This is a genomic window from Citrobacter sp. wls827 (genome assembly GCF_005280875.1).
Lineage (GTDB): Bacteria > Pseudomonadota > Gammaproteobacteria > Enterobacterales > Enterobacteriaceae > Citrobacter > Citrobacter youngae.
This window is the reverse complement of sequence record NZ_SZWR01000022.1, coordinates 160489-165929: the sequence shown is the minus strand read 5'-3', so window position 1 is coordinate 165929 and position 5441 is coordinate 160489. Positions and strand designations below refer to the sequence as shown.

The following is a 5441-nucleotide window of genomic DNA, read 5'->3' as shown; positions in this document are numbered from 1 at the left end:
GTTGTTCCGTGTCAGTGGAGGCGCATTATAGGGAGTTATTTCAGACTGACAAGTTAAAAATACAAAAAACTTATCAAGCGATTACTTTTTAATCAACAGCTCTATTCTTGCCTGGTTATTAAACAAAAACGAGCCCCGCAGGGCCCGTTTATTGAGGTTTTGTGACTTACTGCACTGCCACAATGCGATCGTCATTCACTTCCAGACGAATCGTTTTGCCTGGAATCAGCTCACCAGACAGGATTTGCTGCGCCAGCGGGTTTTCGATCTGCTGCTGGATAGCACGTTTCAATGGACGTGCACCATATACCGGATCGTAACCATTCGCGCTCAGCAGTTTAAGCGCCTCGTCAGAGATGTGAATTTCATAGCCACGCTCTTCCAGACGTTTATACAGACGCTGCAGTTGGATCTGAGCAATAGAAGCAATGTGTTTCTCACCCAATGGATGGAATACAACAACCTCATCTATACGGTTGATGAATTCCGGGCGGAAGTTCTGGCTCACGACGCCCAGCACCATATCCTTCATGTGACCATAATCCAGCTCACCGAAGCGTTCCTGAATCAGATCAGAGCCAAGGTTCGAGGTCATGATGACAACCGTATTACGGAAATCGACCGTTCTCCCCTGCCCGTCAGTCAAACGACCATCGTCAAGCACCTGCAACAGAATGTTAAATACATCCGGATGCGCTTTTTCCACTTCATCCAGCAGAATGACAGAGTAAGGACGACGGCGTACCGCTTCCGTCAGATACCCACCTTCTTCATAACCGACATATCCCGGAGGCGCCCCGACCAGACGAGAGACAGAATGTTTCTCCATAAACTCGGACATATCGATACGCACCATCGCGTCGTCGCTGTCGAACATAAAATTAGCCAGCGCCTTACACAGTTCGGTTTTACCGACACCGGTTGGGCCAAGGAACAGGAATGAACCAATCGGACGATTCGGATCGGACAAACCCGCACGGCTACGGCGGATGGCATTAGATACCGCTTCTACCGCTTCGTTCTGGCCAATCACGCGGCTGTGCAGATCCTGTTCCATCCGCAATAATTTTTCCCGCTCGCCTTCCAACATACGAGCCACCGGGATCCCGGTCCAGCGCGCCAACACTTCTGCAATTTCTGCATCCGTCACTTTATTACGCAGCAGACGCATGGTTTTGCCTTCAGACTGGGTGGCTGCTTCCAGCTGTTTTTCCAGTTCCGGAATTTTGCCGTACTGCAGCTCGGACATGCGCGCCAGGTCGCCGACACGACGCGCCTGTTCGATAGCGATTTTTGCCTGTTCCAGCTCTGCCTTGATGGTTTGCGTGCCGGAGAGGGACGCTTTTTCAGCTTTCCACTCTTCTTCTAACTCAGAGTACTGGCGCTCTTTGTCGTCCAGCTCTTCATTAAGCATATCAAGACGTTTTTTGCTCGCCTCATCAGACTCTTTCATTAACGCCTGCTGTTCCAGTTTGAGCTGGATAATACGACGGTCGAGTCTGTCGAGTTCCTCCGGTTTGGAGTCAATCTGCATACGAATGCTGGATGCCGCTTCGTCAATGAGGTCTATAGCTTTATCCGGCAACTGACGATCGGCAATATAGCGGTGAGACAGCGTAGCTGCCGCAACAATTGCCGGGTCAGTAATCTGTACATGGTGGTGCAGCTCGTAACGTTCTTTCAGTCCACGCAAAATGGCGATGGTGTCTTCTACTGATGGCTCAGCCACAAACACTTTCTGGAAACGACGTTCCAGCGCCGCATCTTTTTCGATATACTGGCGATATTCATCAAGCGTGGTGGCCCCTACGCAGTGCAGCTCCCCGCGCGCCAGCGCTGGTTTCAACATGTTGCCGGCGTCCATCGCGCCATCGGCTTTACCTGCACCGACCATTGTATGCAACTCATCGATGAACAGAATGACGTTGCCTTCCTGTTTCGAGAGATCGTTGAGCACACCTTTTAAACGTTCTTCAAATTCACCGCGATACTTCGCCCCGGCCACCAGCGCGCCCATATCCAGCGCCAGCACGCGACGACCTTTTAACCCTTCAGGTACTTCACCGTTAATGATTCGCTGTGCCAGCCCTTCGACGATAGCGGTTTTACCAACACCTGGCTCACCGATCAAAACCGGGTTATTTTTAGTACGACGTTGCAGCACCTGAATAGTGCGGCGAATTTCTTCATCACGACCAATAACCGGATCGAGTTTGCCTTGTTCGGCGCGTTCGGTCAGGTCGACGGTATATTTTTTCAAGGCCTGACGTTGGTCTTCAGCCCCCTGGTCATTCACGCTTTCACCTCCACGCATTTGTTCAATTGCCTGAGTGATATTGGCGGTTGTCGCTCCAGCTGATTTTAATAAATCGGTCAGCGTACCGCGTGACTCAAGCGCCGCCAGAACGAACAGTTCTGACGAAATAAAGTTGTCCCCACGTTTTTGCGCCAGCTTGTCGCAAAGATTCAGTACACGCACCAGTTCCTGAGAAGGCTGCACATCACCACCGGTACCTTCTACCTGCGGCAAGCGGCTCAACGCCTGGTCAATCGCTGTGCGTAACTGGCCAGCATTAATGCCAGCGGACGTTAACAAAGGACGAACCGATCCCCCTTCCTGATTCAGCAAGGCGCTCATTAGATGAAGTGGTTCGATGAATTGATTGTCGTGCCCCAATGCGAGTGACTGGGCATCGGCAAGAGCAAGCTGGAATTTATTGGTAAGACGATCCAGACGCATAACTCCTCCCATAACAGGTCAAAATTGCTACTGGAGATTAAATGAGGTCATCCCTCAATTATTCAAGGTGAATGACCTGAATTATGTGAAAAGAAAATTACACGTACCGGATCGTCTTGATTCTTTAGGTTATATCAGCCAAATAAAACTTGCCATACGACCCGTGGTATTGTCGCGACGATAAGAGAAGAACGTCTCACTTTCGCTGAAGGTGCAATGGTCACCACCGTAGACGTTCTCAACCCCCACATTTGCCAGACGCTGGCGCGCAAGCTGGTAGATATCCGCCAGATATTTTTCACCACGCGGCACAAATGCACTGTCAGCGTGCGGATCTTTTGCCATAAACGCTTCGCGGACTTCTGCTCCCACTTCAAACGCGTCCGGGCCAATCGCCGGTCCTAACCAGGCAATAATGTTTTCCGGTTTATCGCCAAAGCACGCCACCGTTTCTTCCAGCACACCTTCACATAACCCGCGCCAGCCCGCATGGGCCGCCGCCACCTCTGTTCCAGCACGATTACAAAACAGCACCGGCAGACAGTCCGCCGTCATCACCGCACATACGGTGCCCGGCGTATTACTGTAGGACGCATCTGCACGTTTAGATAAGTATGGCCCGCCGCTCAATTTCAGGACGTCTTTACCATGTACCTGTTCAAGCCAGACGGGTTTCGAAGGCAGATTGCCCGCAGCAAACAGCCGCTTGCGGTTCTCTTCCACATGCTCCGGGTTATCACCACAATGGGCACCCAGGTTAAGCGAATCATAGGGCGACAGACTGACGCCGCCAATGCGGGTAGAACTACAGGCCGCGACACCCTGAGGTATCGGCCACTGCGGGACAATTAGCTTACTCATAGCCAGGCAACATCATCCTTATGCTCTTCGAAATCAGCGCGCATCACTTCGATAAGCTCCACCATATCTTGCGGAATCGGCGCATGCCATTCCATCTCAATACCGGAAATCGGGTGATACAAACGCAACATGGTCGCGTGCAGCGCCTGACGGTCAAACTTACGCAGCACGGAGATAAACTCGTCAGAAGCGCCTTTCGGTGGACGCGGACGACCACCGTAGACCTGGTCGCCCACCAGCGGATGGGTGATATGCGCCATGTGCACGCGGATCTGGTGCGTACGTCCGGTTTCCAGACGCAACCGCAGACGCGTGTGCACACGGAAATGCTCCATAATGCGATAGTGCGTTACCGCAGGTTTCCCCATTGGATGCACTGACATATGCGTACGTTTGGTTGGATGACGGCTGATCGGTTCTTCGACTGTACCGCCCGCTGTCATATGGCCAATCGCCACGGCTTCATACTCACGAGTGATTTCGCGCAGCTGCAATGACTCGACCAGGCGCGTTTGCGCCGGGACAGTTTTTGCCACAACCATAAGTCCGGTTGTGTCTTTATCCAGACGGTGTACGATACCGGCACGAGGAACATCCGCGATTGGCGGGTAGTAATGCAACAACGCATTCAATACCGTACCATCAGGATTACCTGCGCCCGGATGTACCACCAGGTCACGAGGTTTGTTGATGACAAGAATGTCGTCATCTTCATAAACGATATCCAGCGGGATATCCTGAGCTTCAAAACGAACCTCTTCATCAATTTCAGCATTGATGGAGACACGCTCTCCACCTAACACTTTTTCTTTCGGCTTATCGCAAAGATTGCCATTTACCAGTACGCGCTGGTCGAGGATCCATTCTTTTATGCGCGATCGCGAATAATCAGGGAACAATTCGGCCAAAGCCTGATCTAAGCGTTGACCAAGCTGATTTTCGGAGACTGTTGCGGTGAGTTCTACTCGTTGTGCCATAAACTGCTTCTTCGTTTAACGTTGGGTTTTACGGCTTTGCCGTTTAATATAGTGTGCTATTGTAGCTGGTCTTAACCGGGAGCAGGAACAGAGAATCTCCCGTATTACATTTTGAGGAAAGTCAAAACGTCATGACGCGCATGAAATATCTGGTGGCAGCAGCCACGTTGAGCCTGTTTTTGGCGGGTTGCTCTGGTTCAAAGGAAGAGGTGCCCGATAATCCGCCAAATGAAATCTACGCGACTGCTCAGCAAAAGCTGCAGGACGGTAACTGGAAACAGGCAATAACGCAATTGGAAGCGTTGGATAACCGCTATCCATTTGGACCGTATTCTCAGCAGGTGCAATTAGATCTCATCTACGCCTACTATAAAAACGCCGATCTGCCACTTGCTCAGGCTGCCATCGATCGTTTTATTCGTCTGAACCCGACTCACCCGAACATTGATTATGTCATGTACATGCGTGGCCTGACCAATATGGCGCTGGACGATAGCGCGCTGCAAGGATTCTTTGGCGTCGATCGTAGCGATCGCGATCCACAGCACGCCCGAGCTGCGTTTAATGACTTTTCCAAACTGGTACGTGGTTATCCGAACAGCCAGTACACAACCGATGCCACGAAGCGTCTGGTGTTCCTGAAAGATCGTCTGGCGAAGTATGAATACTCTGTTGCTGAGTACTATACCGCCCGTGGCGCATGGGTTGCAGTCGTGAACCGTGTGGAAGGTATGCTGCGTGACTATCCGGATACCCAGGCAACGCGTGATGCCCTGCCGTTGATGGAAAACGCTTATCGCCAAATGCAGATGAATGCCCAGGCAGAAAAAGTAGCGAAAATCATTGCCGCTAACAGCAGCAAT

4 protein-coding genes are annotated in these 5441 nt (G+C 51.4%); 1 reads left to right on the top strand and 3 read right to left on the bottom strand.

The features are described from left to right. Window positions 1–166 precede the first annotated feature (166 nt). The 3 genes from clpB to rluD all read right to left on the bottom strand — a co-directional run bounded on the left by clpB (window position 167) and on the right by rluD (window position 4578). Window positions 167–2740, bottom strand: a complete 2574-nt coding sequence (gene clpB / locus FDX03_RS19475) for an ATP-dependent chaperone ClpB (RefSeq protein WP_121584936.1) — start codon at window positions 2738–2740, stop codon at window positions 167–169. A 129-nt stretch (window positions 2741–2869) separates the two neighbouring features. Continuing rightward, the gene (gene yfiH / locus FDX03_RS19470; RefSeq protein WP_048212932.1) at window positions 2870–3601 is read right to left on the bottom strand and encodes a purine nucleoside phosphorylase YfiH; all 732 of its coding nucleotides are present in this window, start codon (window positions 3599–3601) and stop codon (window positions 2870–2872) included. Beyond that, window positions 3598–4578, bottom strand: a complete 981-nt coding sequence (gene rluD, locus FDX03_RS19465) for a 23S rRNA pseudouridine(1911/1915/1917) synthase RluD (RefSeq protein ID WP_005130415.1) — start codon at window positions 4576–4578, stop codon at window positions 3598–3600. Before rluD ends, yfiH begins: the two co-directional genes overlap by 4 nt. Before the next feature lie 131 nt (window positions 4579–4709). On the opposite strand from rluD, the gene bamD reads away from it, so the two are divergent. Beyond that, window positions 4710–5441: outer membrane protein assembly factor BamD (gene bamD / locus FDX03_RS19460; protein ID WP_137346453.1), on the top strand; the 732-nt coding region annotated here is incomplete at its 3' end.

Coding starts and splice junctions, on each gene's coding strand:
- yfiH (WP_048212932.1), bottom strand. CDS start 3,601: ATGAGTAAGCTAATTGTCCCGCAGTGGCCGATACCTCAGGGTGTCGCG.
- clpB (WP_121584936.1), bottom strand. CDS start 2,740: ATGCGTCTGGATCGTCTTACCAATAAATTCCAGCTTGCTCTTGCCGAT.
- rluD (WP_005130415.1), bottom strand. CDS start 4,578: ATGGCACAACGAGTAGAACTCACCGCAACAGTCTCCGAAAATCAGCTT.